The organism is Mesorhizobium sp. M0159, from assembly GCF_040322295.1.
Classification (GTDB): Bacteria; Pseudomonadota; Alphaproteobacteria; order Rhizobiales; family Rhizobiaceae; genus Mesorhizobium.
Genome location: NZ_JAMYTF010000007.1, coordinates 161,530 through 184,881 on the forward strand (window position 1 = coordinate 161,530; position 23,352 = coordinate 184,881).

Below are 23,352 nucleotides of genomic sequence, written 5' to 3' on the forward strand. Positions count from 1 at the left end.
CGCTACGCCGAAAATGAACAGGGCGACTTTGGAGGTGATGCTCGTCGGGTTGCGGCCAAGGCTGCATCGCTACTGCGCGCGTATGGCCGGCTCGGTGATCGACGGCGAGGACATCGTCCAGGAGGTGCTGATCAAGGCGCTGCAGGCGATCGACGGCGGTGCGATCGTCGAACGTCCCGAGCAATGGCTGTTTCGCATCGCCCACAATGCCGCGCAGGATCATCTGCGGCGGCGCAATCGGGAAAGGTCGCGCATGACCGAGGCCGACATGAGCGTCATCGAGGATCCCTCCGGCAGCGCCGACAGCCGGCTCGCCGCCCAGACCAGCCTGCGCTCCTTCATGCAGCTTTCGGTGCCGCAGCGCAGCGCTGTGATCCTGGTCGACGTGCTCGGCCTCAGCCTGCATGAGACCTGCGAAGTGACCGGCGCGACGCTCGCCGCCACCAAGGCCGCGCTGCATCGCGGGCGGGCGCAGCTCAAGCTGCTGGCGCTGCAGCCCGAGCAGGCGCTCGCGCCGAGGCTCGACGCCGATGACGAGCGCCGGCTGCGGCGCTATGTCGACCTGTTCAACGCGCGCGACTTCGACGCCGTGCGGGCACTGATCGCCGAGGACGTCCGGCTCGACGTCGTCAACCGCGTCCGCCTGCGCGGCAAGGCCGAGGTTTCGACCTATTTCGGCAATTACGATCGTTTGCGCGACTGGACATTGTCGCTCGGCGTGGTCGACGGCCGGCCGGCGATCCTCATCCGCGACCCGCAGGCGGCCGACGGCGCTGTGCGCGGCTTCATGCTGGTCGAATGGAGGGACGATCAGGTCATCCAGATCCGCGATTTCCGCTATGCGCCCTGGTGTCTGGTCGACGCGGAGATTGAAACGGTGGACGGGTGAGTAGAAGGCTGGAATGGTACGGAGATGGCGATCAGGCAGCCTCCTCCTGGGTGACCCAAACGCAATTGCCACATGGCAGCACGTTCTTAGAGCGGTTCCGGTTCTCTTGGAACCGGTAACTCGCTCTAACTATCTGCTTTCCCGCATCTATGCGGACGCCAAATGCTTCCTTTTGGCTGCAAAATGCTCTAGCCGATACGCACGCGGCGCGTCACCTGGCCATTGCTTTCCCAGTATGTGTGCTTCTTGGCAATCAAGGGATCGTCCATCGCCGGTTGAATTTGTCCTGTGGTGCTGACCGCGCGCGAGGTCACCGTGTGTTCTCCAGGAGAGGGATTTGCCCAAGCCAGGGACCAGATTTTCCAAGCGTGTTCTGCCTCCTCACTGTGGTCAATGGTCGCTGGTGTCCAAGGCCCTTGATCGATTTGCACTTCGACCCGGTCGATCGGCGCCCCCCAGGCTGCCCCAACGATGCGGTAATCCGAGTCTTTCCGGGTAACCTTCGCAGGCGCGGACTTTATCAGCGCTCGCCCGACTGACGTCTCGGCCCATACGGTCTCGCCGTTGTGGTCCTCCTCCCGGATGGTGACATAGTCGCGGGCCATCAGAAGGCTCATGAACCGCGTATCGCGAACCTCGATGCGCTTTAGCCACTTGACGTTGGCGATCCCGTACCAGCCTGGCGCAATGAGCCGTACCGGGAAGCCATTGGGCGCCGGCAAGGCGGCCCCGTTCATTTCATAGCAGAGGAGATTGTCCGGGTTCATCGCGTCGGCGAGCGACATGCTGCGAGCGAAGTTCTGCCGCATCTTGACGTCGCGTATCGGGATCTCGCCTGTGTCGGTACCGAAAAAGACGACCTCGATGCCCTTCTCCAGAACGCCGGCTTCCTCGAGGATCGGGGCGAGCGGCGTCCCTGCCCAGCGAGCATTGCCGATGCCGCCGGTGAAAAAGGGAAACCCATGGTTGCCCGAGCATTCCACTGTGAAAACGACCTCCTGCCGCGGTCGCGCCCTGATGTCGGCGAGCGTTAACTCCAGGGGCTTCTTAACCAGGCCTCCGATCTCCATCGACCATGTCTTCTCGTCGATCGTTGGTCGGTTGAAATGCGAGATGCTGAAGAACTTGTCGTTTGGCGTTATCCAGCTATCCAAATCCTCCCAAACAAGCTGCTTCTGGATACCCGCCGGATCGGGATTTTCGGTCGGCTGATCCAGCCATGGAATAACTTCCTCGTTCGGCCGTGTTGGAAAAGCGTAAGCCCGGCGCGAGGTATAGAGAGCAGCAATTGCGGCAAGAGCCGCGCTTCCTTGAACAAGAAGTTCTCTGCGCTGAAAATCAGGCATGTTGTTTACCTCCCAGTTGATCCGGAACGGGCTGCAACGTGCCTTAGGCCGTAGCCTGATCACGGATAGGCGACACAATGTGAGGTCTGCCCACCCGGAAGTATCCGGGTAGGTCAGATAATCACCGACGCAAGTCAAGCATGTGAAGCATTGCACGAAACGCCAGCTCGCGTTTCGCACGCTAAGAGTGCGCCTTTGAGAAGGAACTGTCCACAACTTGGACGGGACATGATGATGATTGCAGCATTCCATGCCGATTTCCTGTCCTGCCAAAATGGTTGCTGCTCGGATCGCTGCCGAACGCCCGCTTCTGGGTCATTTCGGGACCTTCGCGGGTGCGATCGGAAGGGCCGTTCCGACCCAATTTCTGCCGTTCCGATATCGGCCTTGCCAACTCCAGGGCGGATGTTCACCCATTTCGACGAGAAACTGCGTTGGCCTGCCGTCTGTGGGCGCGACAGGATGGCGGTGCGGCCGGCGCAGGTGTATGATGGCGGTCTAATATTTCAAGATCAGGAATTTGCAGGTGGAGGGCGGGCCCGGGCGGCACATCAGAACCAGTCTGCATTACGAGGTGGCCAGCAACCAGGCCGCCTGGCTTGGGCGCGGCAGATCATTCACACGTGAACCATTCGCCAACCGAGCGGGGACACCCTAATTGGTGGTGACTTGCGTCACCGCCACGCCGGTTATCCTGCCGTTCCCGGCTGTGTAGGTGAGCGTCTGCGTGACCGTGGCGTCCTTCTGGTCGGGAGACGAAGGAGGATAAGAGGCGGCGAAGCCGAAATGGCCGTAACGATCGGGCTTGGCGGCGCCAAATTTCGCGGCCACGTCGCTCAGCGGCGCTCCGACGCCGGGCGTATCGAGTTCAACAGCTGTCAGGCTGGCAGGCGCGCCGGCGCATCCTTCCGGCACCTTACCTTCCGGGTTCGGCTGCAGGGCGACGGACAGGACACCGTGGTCGGAGCCGCCCATCTCGCCGGATACGAACCAGAAGATCGACGGCGATCCGCCGGCGTCGGGGCCGGCATAGCAAAGCCAGTGGCGTGAATCTCCGGCGTCACCTTCATCGTGCATGGCTCCGCCGAAGGCTTTTTCGACATCGGCAAGCGTGGTTTCCTCAAGCTTTATCTCCAGCGGCCCAGCCTTGACCTGCTTGAATAGCGGGCTGGCCAGCGGCGAGTTGATATCGCCCAGGGATGGAATCGCCCGGTCCGGGTTGAGCGGCTTGGCCAGCGTCGTTGCATTGGTCACCAGTCCGGCAACGATGAGTGCGAAATATCCGGCGTTCTGTCCCATGCCGATCTCCTGTCGTTCGAAATGAAGGTGCGGAAGGATTTGCGGGCGGGTGCTACCCTGTCTGGCCGATACCCAAACCGGTGCACGACCAACTGGACCGAAGATAAATTCACAAGTCCGCAGCCTTCAACGTCATTCCGGCGACTTGGCAACCAAAGTGTAATCGAGGCTCACAATTCCTTCTCGGCCAGCTCCCGAAATGCGTCGGGAACCGATCGCCGCAGTCCGAGCGCGACCGAGGCGTAGCCGACCGCCTCCCAGCCGAAGCGGTCGCGGATCTTGTCGACGGCGCGATCCGCGGTCCAGCGCGCCGCGCCCTTGCTGGTGCCGGGGCGGCGGCGGTCGTCGTCGAGCCCGAGCGGCAGTTCCAGTTGCAGGCCGGCATGCTGCTCCAGATGCGATACGGCGATCGCCAGCAGCGAGATTGTCTTTTCGTGCGGATGGTCGATGAGCACCTTGCGCACCAGCGCCTCGGCGATCTCGGCCAGCATGGCGGTTGCCGAAATCGGCTGGTCGAGCGTGATCGAGCGCGTCACCGAGCGCAAATCGGCAAAGCGGACGCGAACCGTCACCGTGCGGCCGGGCCGGGATTTCGCCCGCAATCTTGTGGCGACCCTGTCGGCCAGATGCAGCAAAGCGGGCACGAAGACCTGCTCCTCGGCCGGTTTTCGGCCAAGCGCCGACTGCGCACCCGCCGAGCGCGCCCGGCGCTGCGTCTCGAGCTTGCGCGGATCGCGGTTCCACGCCAGCGCGTTGAGTTTCTCTCCCGCCGCCGGCCCGAGCAGGCGCTCAAGCGCCCCACCATTGGTCTTCGCCAGCTCGCCGATGGTGTTGACGCCGATGCCGGCCAGCCGCTGCCTGGTGACCGGGCCGACGCCCCACATCAACTCGACCGGCAGGTGGTGCAGGAACTCCAGCTCGTGGCGCGGATCGACCACCACCAGCCCGTCCGGTTTTGCGACCTGTGAGGCGATCTTGGCCAGATGCTTGGTGCGGGCTACGCCGACCGAGATCGGCAGGCCGAGCTCGGCCCGCACGCGGCCGCGGATCTTGCCGGCGATCTCGGCCGGCGAGCCGAACAAATGGGTGCAGCCGGCGACGTCGGCAAAGGCCTCGTCGATCGAAATCCGCTCGACCACCGGCGTGAAATCGCCGAGCACCTTGATTGCCGCATCGCCCAGCCGCTGATAGTCCTTGAAATGGCCGCCGACGAAGATGAGTTGCGGGCAGAGTTCCCGCGCGCGCCGTCCCGGCATACCGCCGCGCACGCCGAACGCCTTGGCTTCATAGGATGCGGCAAGCACTACCCCGCCGCCGACGGCAATCGGCTTGCCGCGCAAGGCCGGGTCGAGCAACTGTTCGACCGAGGCATAGAAGGCATCCAGATCCGCGTGGAGGATGTTGGCTTCCATCCGGCCCGTTCGCCCGCGGCGGTTCGAACGCCGCATTGTCTCGAGTTGTGATGAGAACATAAAGAGAACATTGTGGGTGAATTGTCAAGCAGCGCGGACGACAGGTGAAGGGGCAATCGCTTCAGGTTGGCGCCGCCCCTCATCGCCCTGCCGGGCACTTCTCCCCGTATAGTGACGGGGAGAAGGACGCTTTCGTCGATGGCTTCGCCAATCACTAACGTTGCAGGAAAGTGCCGAGTTTGCGGACAGCCCCTTCTCCCCGTCGCTATACGGGGAGAAGGTGCCGGCAGGCGGATGAGGGGCAGCGCCGACTTCGGCAATCAGCCGAGCGCTACAGCGCCATCTTGTAGCCGAGATGACTGGCGGTGAAGCCGAGGCGCTCGTAAAAAGCGTGCGCCTCCCGTCGACCTTTGTCCGTGGTGAGCTGGACGAAGCTGCAATTGCGCGAACGGCATGTTTCAATCGCCCATTCGATCATCAGCTTGCCGAGGCCGCGCGAGCGCCATTGCCGGGCGACGCGAACGCCTTCGATCTGGCCGCGCCAGGCGCCTTTTCTCGAAATGCCTGGAAGGAAGCTGAGCTGCAGCGTTCCGACCACTTGCCCGGCGTTGACGGCGACGGCCAGCAACTGGTTGGGATCGGTATCGATTGCGCTGAAGGCATCGAGATAGGACGGCGCAAGCGGCGTGGACGGGTCTTCCCGGTCTGCGCCGAGCACATCGTCGGCAAGCATTGCAACGATCGCCGGCAGGTCGGGCGCCTGCGCGCGACGGAATTCGATCTCGCTCATCGCGTGGAGACATACGGCGCGGATTTGGGGACGACAAGCGTGAAGGGATGCAACTTTGCCGGTCTACTGGAAAGCAGCCGTTGAAAGACCTATGACAGGCGAGATCGGGAGGCTACGATATGGATGTTCCAGCCAGCATGAAGGCTGAATTGGCAGCCTGGAACAATGGGTCCGGCATCGATCTACAAAGCTGGGTCGGGTGCGAGGGCCGATTTGCGCTTGCTGTGGGATACAGCACCATTTTCTGGCCGAAATTCGTGACGTTCGAACGCTACGTTTTGATGGAAGGGTTTAGCGAGGAAGGCCTGCGAAGCTTTGAACGAGACCCCAACGCCACACGACAGTCCGTGGAAGCGGTTATGAACCACCTGCACATTGCCGACATTCACGCCTTGGGCGCCGCCGACATCTCTCGCGACAAACTCGTGTTTCTCGGCTCGGTTCTCAAGGAGATTTATGAGGCAAAACTGCAATGGCAGTTTGCGAACCGAAGGTTTGTCGTCGAGTTTTTCGCTTCAGACTCCAGAGACCTGGAGGATTATCAGCTGTCTTTCTGGCAAGCAGACTAGGGCAATGGGCGAGGCGAGCAACTTAGCGAGGGTCAACCCTTCAATGCGGATCGAAATCGAGGGTGTCTCCCTGGAGACGTTGAGGGCGCTGTCGCGCGCGGACCAGGATGCGTTGCTGGCCTTCGGCCGGCCGATCTCCTTCGCCATGGGCAGCGCCACCGTCCTGGCCGAATTCAATCGCAATGGCGGCACGCTTCTGGTCAATTTTGCCCATATCGACGGCGGTGGCGAAGGCGTCCTGCTCGTCTTGTGGAGGCTTGTCCGGGCCTATGCCATCGATCGGCAATTCAAGCTGATCCGTTGGAATGTCCATGCCGCCACCTGCGCCACACCGAATCCCCGGCTGCAGCGTTTCCTGCGCTCCCATCACTTCGCAGAGATCGACGATGCCAGCTACGGCCGCATTTTCGCTCGCAGCCAGCAGCTTTGATCGGCTGGCTGGCCGCTCCGCTCGGGCTTACGCCGCCTCGAGCGCCCAGAGGCGGTGGCCGTAGCGGCGGAAGAAGCGGGCGAACAGGCGCTGCTGCCTGGCGCGGGTGAGGTCGGCGGCGCGCCTTTCCTGTCGCCAGTACGGCATGTTGCGGAACATCGACAGGAAGCGGGCGGCATCCTCGAGTGCCTCCTCGGCTGACTGCGCCGGGCGGATCGCCGCCAGGAACAGAGCGCGGCTCGGCTTCAACCGGTCGATCGCCGCCTTGCGCTGGCGATGACCCTGGCGTGCCTTGCGGATGCCGTCCTGGCGGATGGCCGCGAAAGCGGCAAACATGGCCGGGCTGTCGCCGCTATAGCCGCAAGCATGGGCGAACTGGGCTGGGTCCATCGTCATTCCCTTGCTGCCGGCCGGCTGCGGTTCTGTTGCTCGCGCCGATTCCAGTCCACACCATGTATAAGCATAACTCAAATAATCGAACAAGTGAAACTTTCACGTTGATGTAAGCGGAACCGACTCGACTCCGCTCCAAAAACCGATAATGTTGCGAACAAAGCAGGAACGATGATGGGGATGACCATGGCATTGGCAGGCAAGGAAGCGACGATCGCCGATGTTGTCTCGATTGCCGTCGAATGCATCGACTGCGGCCGTAACAGGTGGTGGAAGCCGGCCGAGCTCAAGCGGCATGGGGTGAGGCCGGAGACGCCGCTATCAGCACTTTCGGGGCGCCTGATTTGCAAGGCCTGCCGGGCCGACGGCCTGCCGGGCGCCGCCGTCTCGATCCAGGCCGCCTTCATCGACGACCGGCAACGGACCCGCGCCGAGGCGCGCCTGCTCAACGGTCGAGAGCTGCAGTCGAGGCGGGCTTGAGGGGGCGGGCGTGCTGCTCTTCCCTTCTCCCCTTGTGGGAGAAGGTGGCCGAGCGAAGCTCGGTCGGATGAGGGGTGTTGGACGGATCGCTACCTTGATGGCGTAAGTGCTTAAAAATCGCTTCTACATTTCCTCCGCCGCGTTCCTTCCAGCACCCCTCATCCGGCTCGGCGCTGTGCGCCGATCCACCTTCTCCCACAAGGGGAGAAGGCAACAAGCCCTCAATACCCCAGCAATTCCTTGAGCGGGATGACGCGGAAGACGTTCTTGATGGCGTAGCGGTTGAAGGACAGCGTCTTGGGCGGGTTGTACTGCTCGACGATCAGCTCGGCGGCGGTGCGCTTGACCAGCTTCTTGATGAAGGCCTTGCCGTTTTGCTCGTTCTCCTCGGGCAGGGTCTCGATCACCACATGGTCGCCGGGCAACGCTTCGCGGCCGCCGCAATAGATCATCTCGCCGGGCTCGTAGCGCGGCACCATCGAATCGCTCAGCACGTGCAGCGCAAACACGTTGCGCAGATGCCGGATCCCCGGCGGCCGCTGGACATAGCCGGCCGGCTGGCCGTTGAAGGTGAAGTCGCCATCGTCGCCGCCGACGGCGGTGCCGAGAAGCTGGATGTCCATCGGCCCGGCGGGCAGGGGGCCGGGATCGGTGACGATCTCGGCATCGGCGACCGGTCCGGCATCTTCGAGGAAAACGACCTCGCCCTTGCCGAGTGCCACCGGGTCGACGCGCAGGAACGCGGCGGTCTTCAAAAGGTTCTCGGTCTTGGGCAGGTTGCGCCCGGTTTCCCAATTGCCGACGGCAGCGACGTCGGTGTCGTTGTGCTCGGCAATGTGGCGCATCACCAGGCCGCGCTGCTTGCGCGCCCGGCGGATCGCCGCTCCGACCTTGATCGACAGTGCAGTTTTCGCCATGGCTCCATCTGAGGCATAAGAATCGGTTTCGTCTATGCAAGACTCGCTTGCATAATTGATTGAGTTATGCTCTTATACGGTCATGCACAAGTCGCTTCACCAGCTTTCGGTCCTCGAATCCGCCCTTCAGCGCGCCGGCAGCGCTCTCCTGGAGGCGGTACCACAACCGGTCGCCAAGGCCATGCATGTGCCAAACCTTTCCCCTTCGTCGCGGCTGTCCTCCTCCCCGGCCGGGACGATGCCCGAGGCTCGCGCCTCGGATCCGGCAGCGCAAGCGGCCGGAACGGCCGGAGCCGTTCCCCTCACGGCTCCGGCCACGAATTACCTGCCGGCCGGCAATGCGGATGCCGCAGTTTCCTGCACCCGCACCGAAGACGGCGCGGTCATCGCCTTCGACGAGCGGACGGGCAAGGCAGTGTCCGGCGCAACAAGGCAGGCGGCCGAGATGAAGCTCGATCGCAGCAGACCACGCGAAGGCTGACCGGCTTTCGAGCCTGAGGCCGGCGAAGCCGGCGCCGCACACAACCATTTTTGCAGGAAATGAAACATCATGGCCGCCCGCTATTCCGCCTCGGAACTGGAACAAATCGAGAACTGGCTGATGAGCGGGCTGTCGGCCGCGAAGATCGCCACCCGGTTGACCGCGCTGCGCGGCCGCCCGGCCTCGCGCGCGGCCATCATCGGCATCGTCCACCGCACCGCCCGTCTGCGCGCCATCGGCCTTGCCAGATCCAAAGGCTGGTGTGGCCGACGCTCTGGCGGCCGGCTCGGAAATTCGGCGCCTGAGCCATCAAGCACTGCTGATCAAGCGGAGTCGGCTCCGAAGGCCGAGCCACGCTGCCGCCCGGCAAGGCTGTCGGCCAGGCTGGCGCCGCCGGCCTGGCAGCCGGGTCCGGCTCGGATCACCGGGTCTGATGGCGCGCCGCTCGAAATGCCGGCGCCGCGCCCGATCGCCGCCGGCGGTCGCCAGCCGCATTTCGTTGCCATGCGCTTCATCGATTGCCTGTTCGAGCGCTGCCGCGCGCCGCTCGACACGACGCTGCAGGAGGATGCGGAAAACGATGCCCCCGGCAGCCGGCCCGGTTTGGACATGCTGTGCTGCGGACTGCGCACGAACCCATCAAAAAGCTACTGCGCCTATCACGCGGCGCGCTTCCTGCGCACGCTGCCGGCCGAAGCGATTTGAGCCCGTTGGATGACGGAAGTTCGCCAGAGCCCGACGACCAAAACCCAGGAGGACCGAGCCGATGAGCACCAAAACCGTCCAGAAGATCAAAGCCAGGCCGCCGCGATTGCCGAAAGGCGAGGCCGAGCAGGTGCGCATCCGCAAGGAGATCGGCCATGATTTCGCGCTGAAGGACGACAGGTTCGGCCGCAAGCGGCTGGCCAAGGGGACGCAGGAGGGCGCGCGCCTCTATGAGGTTTCCAATGACGGCCACACAGCGACCGGCGGCATCGTGCGGGTGCGCAACGTCGACCCGCTGAGCGGCCTCACCTCGCTGTCGCGCCAGCAGCGCGAGGCGGGCATGCGCTACCGCCAGGATTTCCGCAACTCGTCCGAGGCAACCGCCAAGCCGATGGCTTGGGCCGAGCGCGTCGACGGCGGCCGTACCGGCAGCGGCGTCGCCGAACACATCCTGTCCGCCGGCCGCGACCATGCCGAGGCAACCAGGGCGCTTGTCCATTGGGAGATCGCCGGCATCGTGCAAAAGGTCTGCTGTGCCGACGCAACGGTCAAGAGCCTGGCCGAACAGGCCGGCGAGCCGCGCGACGTGGTGGTGAAACTACTCAAGATCGGGCTCGACATATTGGCCGTGCATTACGGCATGATGCTGATGCGCAAGCCGAGGTGAGAAGCCCCGCCGATCCGGCCGGCAATACCGGCCGGATCGATCCGTCAACGACGGCAGACACGGATTCTTTCGATAATCCGGTGGTGATGACGCCAGTGCTTGATGACTTCGGTGTGGCAGCGCCGGTGGTGGTACCGGTAGCGCGGCCTGTAGTCCTCGTCGTAGACATCATAGCGGTAACGGGGGACGTACTCATCGTCGTAATCGGAATATCGATGGTGGCGATAATAATAGTCGTCGTCATAGCCGTTGCCGATGCCGATCGTGACGCTGCCGCCGGCATTCGCCGGGCCGATCACGGAAGCCGCCGAGGCGATGGCGATCACCGAGGCAAGCAGGAGCTTCTTCATAGCTACCTCCTTCTTTAACGTCCCTCTAATAGAAAAACCCCCGAGGGGCAGCCTCGTTCCATAGATTGGCAAGATGTAAGGAACGGACGGGCCCGAAGTTTAGCGCCTGCTGGCGCGAAAACGCCGCTGGCTGCGCCGGGGTCGGATCGTCGACGCAGCGTGGCCGCTCCTCTCATCAAACAGCGGCAATCGCGCGTCAGTCCCGTCTTTTGCCGACGTCTGCCTACAGAACATGGCCCAATTCCAGCAAAACGAACGCGGTCGCACCCAGCACAGCGAGGGCGTAGGCCGCATAAAGAACAAGCAGCATTACCTCAAAGTCCCGGACGAAGCTTGTGGCAATCCTGGTCTCCTTAGGCTCCGCTTTCTCGATGCGGTCGGTTTCCAGTTGCTCCGTTGCCACAACGAGGCAGACAATCCTGTCGTTGTCGGCCGCCTGTAATATCCGTTCCGTCAAATCGACTGCAATCACTGGATCATCGGCCAACTGATCTCGCGATAGCCGGCTTTCAGTGACGGTCTGGATTTCACGCTTTCTCACGCACGCATAATTGCGTCGACTAAATTAGGTTCCACTAAAATAGATAGATTGCCTCGACCCGATCACGACGTGGTGAGGCGTGAGCCCAGCTGGGCGGTGAACTCCGCCTGAGGCCGCCATTTGCCGACCGTCGAGGCGAATCTCGATCGGCGCATCCTCCGATCAAAGGGCGCGGGCTTCTTTATAGGCTGCTACGGTGCGCCATTGCTGGTAGGTCGCAATGCCAAAGCCGCCAAACTCTCATATCGCGAACGCAGCGCCGACGTCTTCAGTGCCGACCGGTTATGACGAAGATCGCATGCTTACTTATATCCGGCTGCTCGACGCGTCGGCTGAAGGGACCGATTGGCGTGAGGTCGCCCGCATCGTTCTGCACATTGATCCGGAGCAGGAGCAGGAGAGGGCTTTCCGGGCGTGGGCGACACATCTGGCGCGTGCACGATGGATGACCAGGAAGCGGAACGAGTTGCGCCAATTGCATGATGAGTGGTGGGGGTGAGCACTATCTAAGCGGAACTGCCGTCTCGGTCTGGCCGTTGAGGGAGGAGGCCAACATGGAAAAGCGCCCAATGACTTCTTGGCGAGCTTTCGAGCTGTGCTGCCTTCTTGCAGTTCCGCTGTCGCTTATCCTTACGGTTTTCCTGGCGGGTCTTATCCTTAGCTGACCCCCGCATGGTTGCTTGCCGAGGGCTGGGTCGTGATCCGACAAGATCCGGAACCGTTACTTTACGGCCGCCGCCATCACATCCGAAAACAGCGCCCGCTCCACTGCCGGTTCCAGCGTTTCGGCGAAGGGCGTCGCCAAGTGGTGGCGGTCGCGGAAGGCTAGTTTGCCGTCGATGAAGACATGGCAGGTGGTCTGGTCGCAAAAGCGGTCGGTCATGTCGATGTAAGCAGCGTTCGGTGTCGAGCGCACGATATCGCGCTCGATGGTGGCGATGTCGTCGTTTGCCGCCATGATCCTCGGCGTGTCGCATGTCGCGGGCGTCTGGCCCCGCCACAGCGCCCGCGCCACGCATTTGTCGGCGTAGCTTGCATTGTAGGGAACGTCCCTGATGACCGCGACCTTGATGCCGGCCTGGCTGAAGGCTTGAAGCGTCCAGCTGAGGCCGGTCCGCCACTGCGCTTGCCAATCGGCGTGCTTCAACTCCTCGGGCGATTCTTTCATCACATTTCCGATCGAGAACTCCGAGATCACCACCAGTTGCGGGTGGAGCGCGATGATGTCCTTGACCGACTGCTCGCGCCATTGATCGCATTCGGTGTAGTCGCGCTTCAGCCGCCAGTTCCAGGTCGTCACCCGCGAAGCCCGGCAGGAGGATTTGAGAAAGGTGACGACGCGAAAATTGTTCTTCTCGGCCGCCTTGATCAGCGGCGTCGACCAATGGTCGGCATGCGAGTCGCCGAACAGCACGACCGAGCGCTGGGCATCCTTGCGGCCGAACATGCAGGGCTTCGGCTTGACGGTCTCGAAATCGAGCACGCAGCCGCCATTGGTCGCGCGCACGGTGGAGAGCTGGGCGGCGCTGTCGGCGATGACGTGCTGTTCGGGGCTGAGATTGTGCTCGGCAAAGCGCGCATTGCCATAGGCCGCGACCACGCCGGCGCCGGTCAGCGCGACGGCGGGCACCAGCGCCCGCGCTGCTCCGGCCATCAGCCAGCCGTTGCGGCGGATCGGGTTCTCGATGAAATGATAGGTGAACATCGATAGAAGCAGCGTCAGCGCCGCGCAGGCAAGGCGGTCCAGGATGGACAGGCTGGGAACCACCATCGCCGCATAGACGATGACCGGCCAGTGCCAGAGATAGAGCGAATAGGACAGCCGGCCCAACCATTGCATGGGCGGCAGCGCCAGCACGGCGCTCGCCAGATTGCGGCCGCCGCTGCCGCTGAGCAGCAGCAGCACGGTGCCGGCAACAGGCGCCAGCGCATTCACCCCGGGAAACGGCGAGTCTTCGTCCAGCATCAGATAGGCCCAGGCGATCAGTGCCAGACCGAGGCATGCCTGGAGCGTGGCCAGCAGCGGCCGGTCGCGCCAGATCTTTGCCGGCGCCATGGTCGCGAGGCCGCCGGCGGCGAATTCCCAGGCCCTGAGCGGCGAGAAATAGAACGCCCAGGGCTGCGACACTTCCGTCAGCCAGGCGCAGGCGGCGAAGGAGGCCGCGCCGGCGACGCCGATGACGATTATAGCGGCGCGCTTGCCGGGACGCAGCCAAGCGGCGGCGAGAAGCAGCGCCGGCCATGCCAAATAGAACTGTTCCTCGACCGAGAGCGACCAGAAGTGGATGAACGGGTTGTTGGTGGCGTCGGCGGCGAAATAGTCGAACGACCAGCGGATCAGCCAAAGGTTGATCATGTAGGCGGAGGCGAACATGGCGCCTTTCGAATAAAGCGCCTGTTCCTCCGGCGACAGGATGAAGTAACCCGTGAACAGCGTGGCGAGGATGACGAACAGTGCCGCCGGCAACAGGCGCCGGGCGCGCCGGGCGTAGAAGCGCCAGAGGTTCAGCCGCCCGGTCTCGGTGATTTCCGTAACCAGGTGACGGGTGATCAGATAGCCGGAGATGACGAAGAAGATGTCGACGCCGGCAAAGCCGCCGGGCAGGCCGGACAGACCAAAATGGAAGGCGATGACACCCGCCACCGCCAGCGCGCGCAGCCCTTCGATGTCAGGCCGAAATGATGCCGACACAATCACCTCATGCAAGGAATGCCCACCTCGCAGAGGCTCGACCCGATGCGACGATATTGCAATGCAACAAATCTAACGCAGTGCAACATAGGGGGAGGGCGCGGCTCCTCCAGTTCCTCGCGTGGGCGATTCACTCACATGAGCGATTCGAGAGCGACTGATATGGAAGCGAAGCGAAGGGTGCCGAGGCGATCACGCCTTTTTCAAAAACTCGGTCTTCAGCACCAGGCCCTTCACCTGCCTGGTGCTGCATTCGATCTCGCCGGGATTGCCGGTGAGGCGAATATTCTTCACCAGCGTGCCGCGCTTGATCGTCTCCGACGTGCCTTTGACCTTGAGATCCTTGATCAGGGTCACGGAGTCGCCCTCGTGCAGCGCCGTGCCATTGCTGTCTCTTATGATCGCGTCGGTCATGGCAGGTCTTTCGTGGGACTCCGGTGCGGAGGTGGTTGGCTCATTACCCGGCCTATCCCACGGTTGGCGGCGAGGTCAAGCGTGCCGGGGGCAGCGTGCCGGTAACCAAGCGTGCCGACCGCTAATGCCAGGCGGACGGCCGACCGGAAAACCCGGATTGTGAGCAGACTGGGACCCCCTGGGCGGTAGTGGCATTGCCGCTTCGCGACATGCGCTCCGGCCAAGCCATGCCAATGGCGCCACGGCAATCGAAGTCGTGGCCTTTTACGCGGATATTCCGGCACGAGTTCAAATAGATGAGCGCCCGCCCGTGCGGACAGGAAGGTCGCAGTGACAGACCTGCCCGCCCTTTCGCTTGGTGCGTTATTTCAATTGGCAACGATCACTTGTTGGCGCCACCGAGCTGGTTGGCCATCTTGCAGAAGTCGGCATGCATCGTGGCAATGCCTGCGTCGCTGCATTCCTTCAACATCATGGCTCGGTCGCTCGTGGACATGGCCATCCATGCCGCCTTGAATTCGGCTTCCGACTTCATGGTCTTCATGCCGGCGTCGGTGAAGAAGGGGTTCATTTTCTGCGGATCGTCGAGCGCCGAAGTGCCAGTGGCACCGGCGGCAAGCGCTGCGCCGGTCATCATCGAAAGCGCCATCGCGCCCATGCAAAGCGTCTTGATGTTCATGATCATTCCTCCTGAGCTGCTGCTTTGAGGTTGTCCATCAGCGATCTACGAAGGAACGGTGTTTTGACCCAAAAGTTCCACGTTCTGGCGCAGACATGGAACAGGATTGCCCGTGACGTCATTAATGCAAAAAATTCTACCATGACTGAATTTGCCGCGCTGCCGACCAGGGCAATCGGCGTCCAGCTGGGTGAGACGCTGCGAAGTTGCACGCCGGCTCAATATGCCCGATCATGGCGACGGCGGGGCGGAGGTATCAAGTGGCGGCAAATCGTCGAAACGACGCGCACCTGTCGGAGCCCCGGCGGGCGGGCATTGTTTCCGCGGCCAGGGCGCTTCCGCGCACATCGTTGCCCAGCGTAGCGTCGGTCGTGACGGCCGTCGCGGCGCTCTATTTCGGGCGCGAGGTCTTTCTGCCGATCGCAATCGCGCTGCTGCTTACCTTTGCGCTCGTGCCCATGGTGTCGGCACTCAAGCGAGCCGGCATTCCGCGTCTTCCTGCCGTGATCGCCAGTGTGCTCGGCGCATTCACGGTGCTGGCTCTGTTCTCCTTCATCGTCGCCACGCAGGTCAGTGAACTGGCGCAGAACATTCCGCTTTACCAGGCGAATATCCTGACCAAGGTCCGGTCGCTCAAGGAAACCGGCGTCGGCGGCGGCATCGTTTCCAGATTGAGCCGGGTGATCGAACGCGTCGGCCAGGAGCTCGACAGACCCGAGCCCGCACAACCCGCCGCCGATCAGCCTCCGCGGGAACCGATCCCGGTCGAAATCGTCGCGCGCGAACGACCGCTCGAGGTTCTCCAGAATCTGATCGGCCCGCTGCTGAGCCCGCTGGCATCGGCCGGACTGATCGTCGTGGTCGTCATATTCATGCTGCTCGAGCGGGAGGACCTGCGCGATCGCTTCATACGCCTCGTCGGCTATGGCGATCTGCATCGAACCACCGAGGCGCTGCAGGATGCCGGCAAGCGCGTCGGCCGCTATCTGCTCATGCAACTGGTCGTGAACATCGTCTATGCCGTCCCGATTGCCATCGGACTTTGGCTGCTGGGCATACCCAATCCATTGCTGTGGGGCTTGCTGGCGCTGGCGCTGCGCTTCGTTCCCTATATCGGCCCGGTCATAGCGACGCTGTTGCCTCTGTTCCTGGCGCTGGCCGTGGCGCCCGGCTGGTCGCTCGTGCTCTGGACTGCAGGGCTTTTCGTCGTGGTGGAACTGATCACCGGCAACGTGATCGAACCTTGGCTCTACGGCTCGCGCACCGGGCTGTCGCCATTGGCCATCATCGTTGCGGCGATCTTCTGGACCTGGCTTTGGGGGCCATTGGGCCTGGTTCTGTCGACGCCGCTCACGGTCTGCCTCGTCGTGCTCGGCCGCCATGTGCCGCAGTTCGAATTCCTCGACGTTCTGTTCGGCAACGAACCCGTGCTCGAACCGCACGCCCGGCTTTACCAGCGGCTGTTGGCCGGCGATCCCGAGGAAGCGACGGACCATGCCGAGGAGATGCTGGAGGAAGAATATCTGGTCGAGTTCTACGACAAGGTCGCGATTCCCGCACTTCTGCTCGGCGAGCAGGACCGGGTGCGTGGTGTGTTGAGCGATGAGCAAAGACAGCAGGTCGCGGGCAGCGCGCTGACGATGGTGGCGAACCTCGACGACAGCGCGCAGGAGGAGGCGGAAGCGGACGACACGGCCGCGGCCGAGGACCACGGCTCACGCGAGGACAAGCACGTTCAGGGGGAGGTTCAGGGCGAGGAAGACACCGAACTGCCGGATGGCACGGGCATGTCGGTGCTGTGCGCCGGAGGGCGCGGCGAACTCGACGACGCGGCTGCCGCCATGCTGGCGCAGGTGCTCGAAGTCCAGGGCGCTACGGTGTTGAGAGCGAGCTTCGCCGAGATGGAACCGGGGAGCATTCGCCGCCTTGAGCTCGACGCCGTCGATACTGTCGTCGTCGGATTTTTGAACCGGGATTCCGTCAAGCACGGGCGGTTCCTGGTCCGTCGGCTGAAACGCGCCAAACCAAGGTTGCGAGTGGGCATCGTGTTGTGGTCGGAAGCCGACAGCGACAACCAGGAGGCAGATGCCAGATTGGCCAACGAGATCAACGCCGATTTCGTCGCACATGGCATGGTAGGCGCGGTGCTCGGTGCGTTGTCCAGCGCTGCGCCGGTGGCGCTGAAGACCACCGCCAAACGCCGCATGCGCCGCCTGACGCCGGCGCGCAAGAAAGAGCCGCTCGCCGCGGCAAAATGAGCGCGGCGAAGACTGCGGCAGGTCGGGTTATTACCGCTTTCGCGAAAGTGGTAACAACGAAACGGATCAGGTTATCTTCGCAAGGTCGCGCTGAACCGTCCGCCGCGGCAAACGGCGCCAACCTTCATACAGTCCAGAAATAGCGCACCGTATGGAAGAAGACCGGGGCGGCGAAGACCAGGCTGTCGGCACGGTCCATCATGCCGCCGTGGCCTTCGATCAGATGGCCCCAGTCCTTGACGCCTTGATCGCGCTTGATGGCGGAGGCGACCAGCCCGCCAAGGAAGCCCATCAGGCAGGCGATGAAGGCGACGCCGGCTGCCTGCAGCGGCGAGAACGGCGTCAGGAACGACAGTAGCGCGCCGAGCAGGCTCGACGCCGCCAGCCCGCCGACCAGCCCCTCCCAAGTCTTCGACGGCGAGACCGTCGGCGCCAGGAGATCCCGGCCGAACAGCTTGCCGAAAATATATTGCAGCACGTCGCTGCCTTGCACGGTGATGATCAGGAAAGCGATCAGCAACAGGTTGCGGCCTTCGAAGCCTGGCACCTCGAGCGTCAGCAGCGCCGGCACGTGGCTGACGCAGTAGACCGAAATCATCACCGCCCATTGCTGCGCCGAGACGCGCTCGAGAAAGCGTTCGGTGTCGCCGTGCAGCGCGGTGATCGCCGGCATCAGCAGGAAGCAGTAGACCGGGATGAAGATGGTGAACAGGCCGTACCAGGCGGTCCACACCAACCAGTACTGGAACGGGATGACGATGCCGAACATGCCGAGCAGCACCCAGTGGTCGCTGCGGCGGCTGTGCGTCAGCGTCACGAATTCGCGCAACGCGGCGAACGAAATCAGCGCGAACAGGATGGTCATGCCGGGGCGGCCGAAGAAGAAGGCAACGGTGATCGCCACCACCATCACCCACCAGGCATTGATGCGCTGGGTGAGGTTGACCAGCGTCGGCGACAACGGCTTTGGCGCGCGCCATGACAAGACACCGGCGACGACGCTGGCACTGATCAGCACCGCCAGCAGGCCGACAATCAGAATGAGGGTTTCGTGCATCATCGGTAGCATTTTGCCTTGGTCCTCAATCGTCTCGCTGCGGCCGGGGGTTGAGCGCCAGCAGCGTTTCGCGGGCGCGGTCGAGAAAGGCGCGGCGTTCCTCACCCGGTTGAATGGCGATCGGCGCGCCGAAGACGACGCGGCAAAGCAGCGGCACCGGCACGAATTGGCCCTTGGGCAGCACCCGCGACATGTTCTCGATCCAGCACGGGATGAGCTCGACATCGGGCCGCGCCATCGACAGATTGTAGAGGCCGGAGCGGAACGGCAGCAGCGGTTCGTCGGTCATGTTGCGCGTGCCTTCGGGAAACAGGATCAGCGAATGGCCCTGGTCGAGCACCGACAGCATGATCGAGATCGGGTGCTGCGTTTCATCCGTCCACTGCCGGTGGATCAGCACGGAAGACAGCATGTCCTCCGCAATGAAACGGCGCAGCCGCGTCTTGCCCCAATAATCGGCGGCCGCCACCGCATGGGTACGGGCGCGCTCCTTCTCGCTGAGGCAGGCCGACAGCAGAATGAAATCGCCGTGGCTGGCATGGTTGGCGAAGTAGATGCGCTGCCGGTCCGATGGCTGGCTGCCGTTCCAGATCGGCCGCACTCCGGTGACCACCCAGGCCAGTGCCGACAGGCCGACCGAGGTCACCGTCTGCAGCAGGGTATAGGTGCTGACGCGAAGCTTTGTCATGGACGGGCTCAAAAGAATGCCGCGACGACCGAGGCCGCCGCGAACAGGCCAAATGCGATACGCTGCTTGGCGAGCAGACGGCGCGTGCCGGCCATCCGCTGGTCGAGCGAGCGGCCGCCTGCCGCCGTGGGTTTCAGCCGCATGCGCGCCAGCACGTCGTCGATCGCCGCACCGCCGCCTGCCTCGCTGGCGTGGCTGGCCATCAGCCGGAACAGCAGCGCGTCGAACAAAAGCAGGGCCGAGAGAATAATTGTGGCTATGGCACCCGCGGCGGCGATCAGCCAGGCCGCCGCGGACAGCGACGATGTTTGCGGCGCAGCCGCCAGGCCGATGACCGGCGCCGCCAGCAAGGCAGCAGCAATCAACAGCAGCGGCCACGCCACCTGCACCATCAGTCCGGCGGCGAACGTCTCGGCCTTATCTCGAAAGGCGGTCATGTCGCCGCATCCATGCCAAGATGCACAGGCCGGCCCGCGGCGGCGAGCTGGCCTCGCGCCTGATCCGGCGTGGCGGCCCGGCCGCTGGCGACCAGCCATTCGGCGACGACGGCGGCGCTGCGTTGGAAGCCGAGCGCACAGCAGATCAGCACCGTGCCCTGGCTCTGCGCCGTCTCGATCGCCGCCACCGCTTGCGCACGTGCCTCGCGAGACGGCGGCAAAAGGTCGACCATGGGCAGGCTCAACCAGTGGATCGAGGCGCCACGCGGCCTTTCCAATTCGCCGGCAAGGTCGATCACCGTGCCGAAGGCGTCGGCCTCGGCGGCGGTCGGAAAACGGCCAAGGGAAACACCGTCGGCAATGACGATCTGCGCCGGAAGCTTTCGCGTCCATGCCCACACATTGACCTTGGCGGCAACCCGGTAGGGCCACAGCAGAAGACGGCTGGCCAGCGACACGCGGCCATCGGCTGTTTTCTGGAACACCGTGGCGCCGGCGCCGGCATAGGCGAAAGCGACTATGGCCAGCGCCAGTGCCGGCCACAACAGGATGAGCCATAGCGCCGAGACCAATGCCCCGGCAGCGGCGCCGGCCAGCGCAAAGGCTGCGCCAAGCGCATAGAACAGCGCCAGAAGCCGCGCTTTCGGGTCCGCGGTCAGGCGGAAGCCGGCGAAAGGCAAGGCGCCGTCGCGCGGAAACAGCCACAGCGCGAAAAGGCCGAGCAGCGCGCCGGTCGGAATGTCGATGAAATGGTGCTGCCACGTCGTCAGCACCGAGGCGCCGATCAGGAAACACCAGGCATGCCAGGCGACGCCGGCGATGCCGGTCAATCTGTGACGCCAATGGTCCCAGATGATGACCAGCAGCGCAATATGCAGCGACGGCGCCTGGTTGAAGGGTTTGTCGAAGCCGCCGAGCACGGCGAACATGAAGCCGGGCGGGCCGCTCGTCTGCGGGCGCACGAACGTCGCAGTCAGCGGGAACAGGATGAAGCAGGCGACGGCGACGATCTGCGCCGTCAGATAGCGGCCGGCAAGGCGGTCGACGCCGCTCTTCGAATTGTTCAACAGCAACGACAAGCCATAGAACAGGTTGATCGACCAGTAGGGCACGATCGTCCAGGCAAGGAACGGGATGCCATGCTCCCAGCCGAAGACGATGCTGCCGATATCGTCGCGCCGCGACGCCAGCCAATTGGCGAAGCCGTAGGTGGCGTAGAAGAACGGCGCCAGAAATGACAGCCACAATGCGGCGCGCAGGACTATCCCGGGATACGGCTCGCGCGGCAAGGCCGGAAGGGCAGGGGCATCGCGAGGAACGGCAGAAGCAGGCAAGTCCATGTTCAGACGCGCCGCGCGACCGAAACGGTGAAGATGCCCCACTGGTCGATGCGCTGGTCGAGTTTCTCGAAACCGGCGGCCGCCACCAGCTGGTCCATCTCGGCCTGCGTGCGGCGGCGCATCACCCAGGCCTGGCCGCCGCGGTGCGAGGTCAGGCTGCGCGCGATCATCTCGAGCTGCGGATGCCAAGGCTGGTTGGTGTAGACGAGCAGGCTTCCGGGCTGCATGGCGCTGGCCAGTCCACCGAGCGAGCGGGCGATCATGGCATTGTCGGAAAACAATTCGTAGAGCCCCGAGACGATGGCGAGATCCGGCGCCGGGTCGAGCCCGGCCAGCATCGTGGCGTCGAAGGCGTCACCTTGATGGAACGAGACGGTCGCCGGCAGCTGGCGCTCGGCGATCAGCTTGCGGCCGTGCGAGACGTTGAGCTCGGAGAAATCCTGCAGCCGTACGCTTGCCGGCGGCGCGGCGCATTTCTGCACGGCATCGAGCACATAGCGGCCATGGCCGGCGGCGATATCGACGATATGGACCGGCCGGCCGGCGGCCTTGAGCGAGGCGGCGGCGCTGCCGATCAGCTCTTCCAGATGCAGCTTGCGCTGGCGGATGCCGCGCCAGCCGATGGCATCGAGAAAGGTGCGGTCGATCATGCGGCCGATGGGGCTGATGCCGCGCGCCTCGTTCTCGTAGACATAGTCGAGCGTCGAGCCGGAATCGAAGCCGGTGGCGATCCCCGTCTTCATGCCGGACGACAGCCAGGCGCCCATGCGGATCGAGGCGCGGCTGATTGCCCAGTAGAGACCTTTGGGCGACAGCAGCGGCAGCGGCGAGGCCAGTCGGTCGGCCTCGTCGCGTGTGTAGCCGGCACGGTCGGCCCCGGTCAGGTCGACCGGCTTTTCCGGCGCTGTGAACTGCCTTTCGAGGAAAGGCCTGATCAGGTCGAGTGCCTTGTGGCGGTCGCGCTCGCCCAGCGTGTCGTGGAAGAAGCCGGGCAGCACGTGCCGCTCCTTGGCCGGGCTCGCCAGATTGACGAAAAACTCGTGCTGCGGTCCATGGCGCACCACCCAGTCGCTGCCGGAGATCAGAAGCTGTGTCGGCACGGTGATCGCGCGGGCGTCGGCGACGATGCGCGCGGCATGGTCGTAGAGCTCGACCAGGATGTTGGAGGCGATCGGCCGGGTGATCAGCGGGTCGGCGTCGAAGGAGGCGATGCGCTCGGGGTCATGCGTCAGGAATTTCGCCTTGACGTAGGAATTGACGAAGAAGCGGCCCTTCAGCTTCTGCCACAACGCAATGCCTTGCTTCGCGAAGGGCACGTAGAGCTTGACCGAGAAGGCCGGCGAGGCCAGCACCAGGGCGCGAATGTCGGGCGCGTAATCGTGCACCCAGGCGGCGGCAAGCACGGCGCCGAAGGATTGCGCGATCAGCGCGATGTCGGGCCGGGCAAAGCCGTCGCTGCCAATCTCGCGCACAAAACAATCGATGTCGCGCACCAGCGCGGCAAACGACGGCGCATAGCCGCGTTCGCCGGCGGAGCGGCCATTGCCGCGCGCGTCCGAGGCATAGAAGGCGTGGTCGGGCATCTCGAGCTCGTCGACCAGATGCGCCATGCGGCCGCCATGCTCGTGGCCGCGATGGAACAGCAGGATGGCGCCCTTGCGGTTTTCCGACAGAGCCGGCCAATAGCGATAGAAGATCTCGGTGCCGTCATGGCTCTTGAAGCTGCGCTCCTGCGCCACCCGCTCGATATTGGCTGAAGCCACTGCCGCAACCGTCTGTTGGTGAAGCATGTTGTTCTCCCTGGCGAGACCGGAATTCAGCTGCCGCTCCCGTTAAGGCCGCTGTGTATCCGGTTGATGGCGGTCGCCAGCGAGAGTGTAGCCATGGCCGGAAACACGAGCGGCGTGAGCGCCGGGACCCACAGGCCGGACGCGATAAGCACGGCGAGGATGCCGAGCGCCAGCGCCCGGTCGCTTTTGCCGAACGGGCCGGCATAGTTGCGCCCGGTTCCTGCGGCGATGCCGAGCACGCCGGCGAACTCCGTGATCATAGCCGCGATCGCAAATGCAACGACGCCCCAGGCAGGAAAAATGACGGCAAAGGCCAGGATCAAAGCGAGATCGGAGACAACATCGCAGAGCTCGTTGAGATACATGCCGAGCTTCGAGGCCTGGCCATGTTCCCTCGCGAGCATACCGTCGATCGCATTCAGCGCCATTCGCGTAAACAGCACGAGCGGCATCAGCAGAAAGACCACGCGGTGGCCGGCAAGGGCTGCCACCACAAGGCCGGTGGCGAGCGAGAGGGCAGCGGCCAGCAACGTGATCTGGTTGGCGGTGACGCCGGCTCTGGCCAGTCCGTCGGCAAGCGGCCGCAACCTGGCCTGGAAGGCCGGTTTCAGCGCATAAAGCGTCGGCATGTGCGAACCCCCCGGCCGCGGTGCAAAGTGATCTTGGCGAGGATGGTCAATTGGCGCGCAAGGCGCAAGGGCGGCGCCCATCACTTTCCGCAAACTTGC

General features: G+C 63.7%; 26 protein-coding genes. 9 read left to right on the plus strand and 17 right to left on the minus strand.

Annotated elements, in window-relative coordinates:
- Positions 1-13: 13 nt before the first annotated feature.
- The gene (locus NKJ32_RS10185; RefSeq protein WP_352699785.1) at positions 14-889 is read left to right on the plus strand and encodes a sigma-70 family RNA polymerase sigma factor; all 876 of its coding nucleotides are present in this window, start codon (positions 14-16) and stop codon (positions 887-889) included.
- 188 nt (positions 890-1,077) lie between these two features.
- Here NKJ32_RS10185 and NKJ32_RS10190 read toward each other — a convergent pair whose 3' ends face one another.
- From NKJ32_RS10190 to NKJ32_RS10205, 4 genes are all read right to left on the minus strand, one after another.
- Positions 1,078-2,235: a sulfite oxidase gene (locus tag NKJ32_RS10190; RefSeq protein ID WP_352569169.1), complete on the minus strand. Its 1,158-nt coding sequence runs from the start codon at positions 2,233-2,235 to the stop codon at positions 1,078-1,080.
- Positions 2,236-2,889: 654 nt separating this feature from the next.
- The gene (locus NKJ32_RS10195; protein WP_352569170.1) at positions 2,890-3,534 is read right to left on the minus strand and encodes a hypothetical protein; all 645 of its coding nucleotides are present in this window, start codon (positions 3,532-3,534) and stop codon (positions 2,890-2,892) included.
- A 170-nt stretch (positions 3,535-3,704) separates the two neighbouring features.
- On the minus strand, positions 3,705-4,946 hold the full coding sequence (gene dinB / locus NKJ32_RS10200) for a DNA polymerase IV (protein ID WP_352569171.1): 1,242 nt from the start codon (positions 4,944-4,946) through the stop codon (positions 3,705-3,707).
- Between the two features lie 331 nt (positions 4,947-5,277).
- Positions 5,278-5,736 (minus strand): GNAT family N-acetyltransferase, encoded by a 459-nt coding sequence (locus tag NKJ32_RS10205; RefSeq protein ID WP_352569172.1) that lies wholly within the window; start codon positions 5,734-5,736, stop codon positions 5,278-5,280.
- A 119-nt stretch (positions 5,737-5,855) separates the two neighbouring features.
- Here NKJ32_RS10205 and NKJ32_RS10210 point away from each other — a divergent pair, with 119 nt between their 5' ends.
- The gene (locus NKJ32_RS10210) at positions 5,856-6,305 is read left to right on the plus strand and encodes a hypothetical protein (RefSeq protein ID WP_023675649.1); all 450 of its coding nucleotides are present in this window, start codon (positions 5,856-5,858) and stop codon (positions 6,303-6,305) included.
- Between the two features lie 43 nt (positions 6,306-6,348).
- Complete coding sequence (locus NKJ32_RS10215) at positions 6,349-6,735, plus strand: hypothetical protein (protein WP_051406100.1); 387 nt, start codon at positions 6,349-6,351, stop codon at positions 6,733-6,735.
- A 27-nt stretch (positions 6,736-6,762) separates the two neighbouring features.
- Here NKJ32_RS10215 and NKJ32_RS10220 read toward each other — a convergent pair whose 3' ends face one another.
- On the minus strand, positions 6,763-7,125 hold the full coding sequence (locus tag NKJ32_RS10220; protein ID WP_352569173.1) for a hypothetical protein: 363 nt from the start codon (positions 7,123-7,125) through the stop codon (positions 6,763-6,765).
- A gap of 183 nt (positions 7,126-7,308) precedes the next feature.
- Here NKJ32_RS10220 and NKJ32_RS10225 point away from each other — a divergent pair, with 183 nt between their 5' ends.
- A complete protein-coding gene (locus NKJ32_RS10225; protein WP_352569174.1) occupies positions 7,309-7,608 on the plus strand; it encodes a hypothetical protein in 300 nt (99 codons plus the stop codon).
- A 221-nt stretch (positions 7,609-7,829) separates the two neighbouring features.
- Here NKJ32_RS10225 and NKJ32_RS10230 read toward each other — a convergent pair whose 3' ends face one another.
- Entirely contained in the window at positions 7,830-8,525 is a 696-nt protein-coding gene (locus tag NKJ32_RS10230) for an XRE family transcriptional regulator (protein ID WP_352457320.1), read from the minus strand.
- Between the two features lie 82 nt (positions 8,526-8,607).
- Here NKJ32_RS10230 and NKJ32_RS10235 point away from each other — a divergent pair, with 82 nt between their 5' ends.
- The 3 genes from NKJ32_RS10235 (at position 8,608) to NKJ32_RS10245 (ending at position 10,378) form a co-directional block, all read left to right on the plus strand.
- Positions 8,608-9,006, plus strand: a complete 399-nt coding sequence (locus tag NKJ32_RS10235) for a hypothetical protein (protein WP_352569175.1) — start codon at positions 8,608-8,610, stop codon at positions 9,004-9,006.
- 69 nt (positions 9,007-9,075) lie between these two features.
- A complete protein-coding gene (locus tag NKJ32_RS10240) occupies positions 9,076-9,711 on the plus strand; it encodes a high mobility group family protein (RefSeq protein ID WP_352569176.1) in 636 nt (211 codons plus the stop codon).
- Positions 9,712-9,772: 61 nt separating this feature from the next.
- Positions 9,773-10,378 carry a DUF6456 domain-containing protein gene (locus tag NKJ32_RS10245; RefSeq protein ID WP_352569177.1) on the plus strand — a complete coding sequence of 202 codons (606 nt, stop codon included), beginning with the start codon at positions 9,773-9,775 and terminating at the stop codon, positions 10,376-10,378.
- Positions 10,379-10,422: 44 nt separating this feature from the next.
- Here the strand turns inward: NKJ32_RS10245 and NKJ32_RS10250 are convergent, their stop codons facing one another.
- Positions 10,423-10,728: a hypothetical protein gene (locus tag NKJ32_RS10250; RefSeq protein ID WP_023675656.1), complete on the minus strand. Its 306-nt coding sequence runs from the start codon at positions 10,726-10,728 to the stop codon at positions 10,423-10,425.
- 223 nt (positions 10,729-10,951) lie between these two features.
- On the minus strand, positions 10,952-11,215 hold the full coding sequence (locus NKJ32_RS10255) for a hypothetical protein (protein WP_245274650.1): 264 nt from the start codon (positions 11,213-11,215) through the stop codon (positions 10,952-10,954).
- A 274-nt stretch (positions 11,216-11,489) separates the two neighbouring features.
- On the opposite strand from NKJ32_RS10255, the gene NKJ32_RS10260 reads away from it, so the two are divergent.
- Positions 11,490-11,768, plus strand: coding sequence for a hypothetical protein (locus NKJ32_RS10260; RefSeq protein ID WP_502901086.1), 279 nt, complete (start codon positions 11,490-11,492; stop codon positions 11,766-11,768).
- Positions 11,769-11,990: 222 nt separating this feature from the next.
- On the opposite strand, the gene NKJ32_RS10265 is transcribed toward NKJ32_RS10260, so the two are convergent.
- From NKJ32_RS10265 to NKJ32_RS10275, 3 genes are all read right to left on the minus strand, one after another.
- Positions 11,991-13,961, minus strand: coding sequence for an acyltransferase family protein (locus tag NKJ32_RS10265; protein ID WP_352569179.1), 1,971 nt, complete (start codon positions 13,959-13,961; stop codon positions 11,991-11,993).
- Between the two features lie 192 nt (positions 13,962-14,153).
- Entirely contained in the window at positions 14,154-14,375 is a 222-nt protein-coding gene (locus tag NKJ32_RS10270; protein WP_023675660.1) for an alkylphosphonate utilization protein, read from the minus strand.
- A gap of 382 nt (positions 14,376-14,757) precedes the next feature.
- Positions 14,758-15,054 (minus strand): hypothetical protein, encoded by a 297-nt coding sequence (locus NKJ32_RS10275; RefSeq protein ID WP_023675661.1) that lies wholly within the window; start codon positions 15,052-15,054, stop codon positions 14,758-14,760.
- 260 nt (positions 15,055-15,314) lie between these two features.
- On the opposite strand from NKJ32_RS10275, the gene NKJ32_RS10280 reads away from it, so the two are divergent.
- The gene (locus NKJ32_RS10280) at positions 15,315-17,312 is read left to right on the plus strand and encodes an AI-2E family transporter (RefSeq protein WP_023675662.1); all 1,998 of its coding nucleotides are present in this window, start codon (positions 15,315-15,317) and stop codon (positions 17,310-17,312) included.
- A 124-nt stretch (positions 17,313-17,436) separates the two neighbouring features.
- Here NKJ32_RS10280 and NKJ32_RS10285 read toward each other — a convergent pair whose 3' ends face one another.
- The 6 genes from NKJ32_RS10285 to NKJ32_RS10310 are packed head-to-tail and all read right to left on the minus strand — an operon-like array spanning position 17,437 to position 23,253.
- A complete protein-coding gene (locus NKJ32_RS10285) occupies positions 17,437-18,372 on the minus strand; it encodes a phosphatidate cytidylyltransferase (RefSeq protein WP_352569180.1) in 936 nt (311 codons plus the stop codon).
- A gap of 22 nt (positions 18,373-18,394) precedes the next feature.
- Positions 18,395-19,057, minus strand: coding sequence for a lysophospholipid acyltransferase family protein (locus NKJ32_RS10290; protein ID WP_292664595.1), 663 nt, complete (start codon positions 19,055-19,057; stop codon positions 18,395-18,397).
- Positions 19,058-19,065: 8 nt separating this feature from the next.
- The gene (locus tag NKJ32_RS10295; protein ID WP_352569181.1) at positions 19,066-19,494 is read right to left on the minus strand and encodes a hypothetical protein; all 429 of its coding nucleotides are present in this window, start codon (positions 19,492-19,494) and stop codon (positions 19,066-19,068) included.
- Complete coding sequence (locus NKJ32_RS10300; protein WP_352569182.1) at positions 19,491-20,834, minus strand: phosphatase PAP2/dual specificity phosphatase family protein; 1,344 nt, start codon at positions 20,832-20,834, stop codon at positions 19,491-19,493. Before NKJ32_RS10300 ends, NKJ32_RS10295 begins: the two co-directional genes overlap by 4 nt.
- 2 nt (positions 20,835-20,836) lie before the next feature.
- Positions 20,837-22,624: a bifunctional alpha/beta hydrolase/class I SAM-dependent methyltransferase gene (locus NKJ32_RS10305; protein ID WP_352569183.1), complete on the minus strand. Its 1,788-nt coding sequence runs from the start codon at positions 22,622-22,624 to the stop codon at positions 20,837-20,839.
- A 26-nt stretch (positions 22,625-22,650) separates the two neighbouring features.
- A complete protein-coding gene (locus NKJ32_RS10310) occupies positions 22,651-23,253 on the minus strand; it encodes a CDP-alcohol phosphatidyltransferase family protein (RefSeq protein ID WP_352569184.1) in 603 nt (200 codons plus the stop codon).
- Positions 23,254-23,352: the final 99 nt, after the last annotated feature.